Origin of the sequence: Roseateles sp. (genome assembly GCF_039595295.1) — a bacterium.
Lineage (GTDB): Bacteria > Pseudomonadota > Gammaproteobacteria > Burkholderiales > Burkholderiaceae_C > Roseateles.
The window spans coordinates 1-3,260 of record NZ_JBCNLU010000087.1 but is presented as its reverse complement, the minus strand read 5'-3'; the positions used below and the strand labels follow the sequence as shown (position 1 = coordinate 3,260).

At 67.8% G+C, this 3,260-nt stretch carries 4 protein-coding genes and 2 tRNA genes; 5 read left to right on the top strand and 1 reads right to left on the bottom strand.

All coding sequences use genetic code 11. The features are described from left to right. The 3 genes from dnaQ to ABDW59_RS24570 all read left to right on the top strand — a co-directional run. Positions 1-651 (top strand): DNA polymerase III subunit epsilon (dnaQ, locus tag ABDW59_RS24580; protein WP_343634117.1); only part of this gene is annotated, 651 nt, incomplete at its 5' end. A gap of 111 nt (positions 652-762) precedes the next feature. Then, positions 763-837, top strand: a tRNA-Val gene (locus ABDW59_RS24575). 38 nt (positions 838-875) lie between these two features. Beyond that, positions 876-950, top strand: a tRNA-Val gene (locus ABDW59_RS24570). A gap of 62 nt (positions 951-1,012) precedes the next feature. Here the strand turns inward: ABDW59_RS24570 and ABDW59_RS24565 are convergent. Continuing rightward, positions 1,013-1,306 carry a hypothetical protein gene (locus ABDW59_RS24565; protein WP_343634115.1) on the bottom strand — a complete coding sequence of 98 codons (294 nt, stop codon included), beginning with the start codon at positions 1,304-1,306 and terminating at the stop codon, positions 1,013-1,015. Positions 1,307-1,448: 142 nt separating this feature from the next. On the opposite strand from ABDW59_RS24565, the gene ABDW59_RS24560 reads away from it, so the two are divergent. Together ABDW59_RS24560 and ABDW59_RS24555 are read left to right on the top strand one after the other, a co-directional pair. Next, positions 1,449-2,297: a DUF4743 domain-containing protein gene (locus ABDW59_RS24560; RefSeq protein ID WP_343634113.1), complete on the top strand. Its 849-nt coding sequence runs from the start codon at positions 1,449-1,451 to the stop codon at positions 2,295-2,297. Between the two features lie 109 nt (positions 2,298-2,406). Further along, positions 2,407-3,260, top strand: an 854-nt coding sequence (locus tag ABDW59_RS24555; protein ID WP_343634111.1) for an NAD(P)/FAD-dependent oxidoreductase, incomplete at its 3' end; no start/stop codon positions are given.

Below are 3,260 nucleotides of genomic sequence, written 5' to 3'. Positions count from 1 at the left end.
AACCGGCAGTTGACCGGCCGCCATCTGCACTTCTATCTGAATCCCGAACGCGACATGCCCGAGGAGGCCTTCCGCGTTCACGGGCTGAGCAGCGAGTTCCTGTCGGACAAGCCCAAGTTCGCGCAGGTCGTGGACGAGATGCTGGAGTTCATGCGCGACGCGGAGCTGGTGATCCACAACGCCGCCTTCGACGTGGGCTTCATCAATGCGGAGCTCAAGCGCTGTGGCCGGCCGCTGCTGCATGAATGCGTGTCCGGCGTGCGCGACACGCTGCTGATGGCGCGGGACATGTTCCCGGGCAAGGCCAACTCGTTGGACGCGCTGTGCCGCCGGCTGGAGGTCGACAACAGCAACCGCGGCCTGCACGGCGCGGTGAAGGATGCGGAGCTGCTGGCGGAGGTCTACATCCGGCTGACGCGGGGTCAGGACTCGCTGGTCATCGAGGACAGCGATGCGCCCAAGTCGGGGCAGGGTGGCGATGTCGAGGTCGCGGCCATCGACTTCAGCGCCTTCCAGCTGCCGGTGATCGCGGCGACCGAGGCGGAGCTGGCGTTGCATGACAAGGTGCTCGCGGAGCTGGACAAGGCCAGCGGCGGCAACCGGATCTGGCAGGTCGCGCCGCCCGCCGACGCAGCGGTTCCCGCGACCTGAAGAATCTTGCGATGGATTCTTGAGTGGGCTCAAATTTCCATGGCATAATCTCTGTCTTTCCCGGACATGCCGGATCGCAGTTGAAAGACAGTGATCGGGGATGACAAGACCGGGCGGTTAGCTCAGCGGTAGAGCACTGCCTTCACACGGCAGGGGTCGCAGGTTCGAACCCTGCACCGCCCACCACAACTTGTTGGATGTCCACGGAACCCGGTCCGAATACCGGGCGGTTAGCTCAGCGGTAGAGCACTGCCTTCACACGGCAGGGGTCGCAGGTTCGAACCCTGCACCGCCCACCAGACAGAACCCCATCAGCGCGAGTTGATGGGGTTTTTTCTTGGTTTCTTGGCTGCCTGGGTTGTCAGGTTCTGTTGAGATAGCGCATGGCCCCGAGCACCACCGTCAGAATGACGCCGATGGTCGCGACCTGGCTGGTGACGAAGAGGCGGATGAGCTCCGCCTTCATCGTCGCCATCTCACTGCGGACCGTAGCGATGTCGATCTTGAGTTCGTGAATGTCGGCCTTGGTGGCCAAGTGCGCCTGGCTGTCCTTGATGCGCTTGACCAGCGCGCTGTCGATCGATTCTGCGGCTTGATGCGCTTGCTCGTCGGTGGCGCCGACTTGTCTGAATGCCTTTTGCAATGCGAGTTTCATGGACGATGGCTCCATCGAGATCTGAGCGGCTGAGCGCTGCTGTGTGGTTGCGGGAGGCAGCCATCTTCCTGCGACATCGCCCTCCCGTCACCTGACCTATTTCGGTCAATCTCGGGGGGTGAGCGGGCCCAGAATCTCCCCCATGATTTCGCTGCTTCCCCCCTCTCTGGTGGCCGTCATCCCCCGGTGTCTGCAATCGGCGCGGCAGCCGCTTCCGGAAGGGCTGATCGAGCTGCGTCTCGGCGACCTGCCCATCGGTCGCGTGCACCCGATGCGCCAGGCCTTGCTGCGCGAGGTCTGGCCCGAGCTCGAGCGGCGCGATGGCGCGCTCAGGTGGGATGCCGCCTCGCTCGATGTCGACGCGCGCTCGGAGCGCATCGGCGCGGTCGCGCGGGCGCTGAAGGAACGCGGCGCCATCACCGGCTGGCGCGGCGAGCGCTACGCCTGCGAGCATCCCGTCGATGATCCCTGCGCCGAGCGCGGCGAGGTCCTGTTCCGGCTGGAGCGCGCCGCTTTCCGCTTCTTCGGGCTGCCGAGCCGCGCGGTCCACATCAATGGCTTCCTGCCGGGTGCCCGGCTGGTCTGCGGTCGACGCGCGATGAGCAAGACGACCGATCCGGGCCGGCTCGACAACCTCGCCGCAGGCGGCCTCACGGCGGACGAGGATCTCGTGGACTGCGCTCGCCGAGAGCTCCAGGAGGAAGCGGGCGTCCCCGCCGCGCTCAGCGCTGCGATCGAATCGCGCGGCGCGCTGCGCAGCACGCGCATGGAACCCGAGGGGCTGCATGACGAGGTGCTGCATGTCTTCAGCCTGCGCCTGCCCGCCGGCTTCACGCCGAGCAACGGCGACGGCGAGGTCAGCGAGTTCCTGACCCTCGATCTGGAGACGCTTGCGCATCGCCTGGCCGCGGGCGAGTTCAGCCACGACGCCGCCGCGGTGAGCGCCTTCGGTCTCCAGCATCCGCAAGCGCTCGCCGATCTGCGCGCCTGATCCGGCGCCTCACCATCGCGCTTTCTCGCGCGCTTTCTCGAGCGTTCTCGCGCCTGCCTACGGGTTGTCCGCAGCCCCCGTTCGTGCGCGCTGGGGACAATCGCCCGCCATGGATCAAGTCGATGCGGTGGTGATCGGGGCGGGCGTCGTCGGCCTCGCGGTGGGCCGGGCGCTGGCGATGCGCGGTCTGGAGACGCTGGTGCTCGAACGCGCCCAGGCGATCGGCACGGGCGTGAGCTCGCGCAACAGCGAGGTCATCCATGCCGGGCTCTACTACCCCGCCGGCTCGCTGAAGGCGCGCTTGTGCGTGAGCGGCAGGCAACTGCTCTACGCGCATTGCGAGTCCCACGGCGTCGCCCATCGACGCTGCGGCAAGCTGGTGGTGGCGACCTCGCCGGATCAACTCGACGGCCTGCGCGCCTTGCAGGCGAAGGCGGCGATCAATGGCGTCGACGATCTGCGCTGGCTGAGTCAAGAGGAGGCGCTCGCGCTGGAGCCCCAGCTGCGCTGCGAGGCGGCGCTGCTGTCGCCGTCCACCGGCATCGTCGACAGCCACGGGTTCATGCTGTCCTTGCAAGGGGACCTGGAACGCCATGGCGGCGCGGTCGCGTTCGACGCCCAAGTCCGCGCGGTGCGCCGCGACGGCGCGCGACATGTGGTGCTGGCGGGCGACATCGAGCTCGGCGCCGGCATCGTCGTCAACGCGAGCGGCCTGAGCGCGCCGCTGGTCGCCGCCGCCATCGAGGGCCTGCCGCCGCCGCCGCCGGCGCGCTTCAGCAAGGGCTGCTACTTCGCGCTGCAGGGACGCGCGCCGTTCTCGCGGCTGGTGTACCCCTTGCCGCAGGACGCATGGCTGGGCGTGCACCTGACGCTGGACCTGGGCGGCCAGGCGCGCTTCGGCCCGGACGCGCAGTGGTTGCCCGAGGTCACGCACCCTGACGACATCGACTACCAGGTCGATCC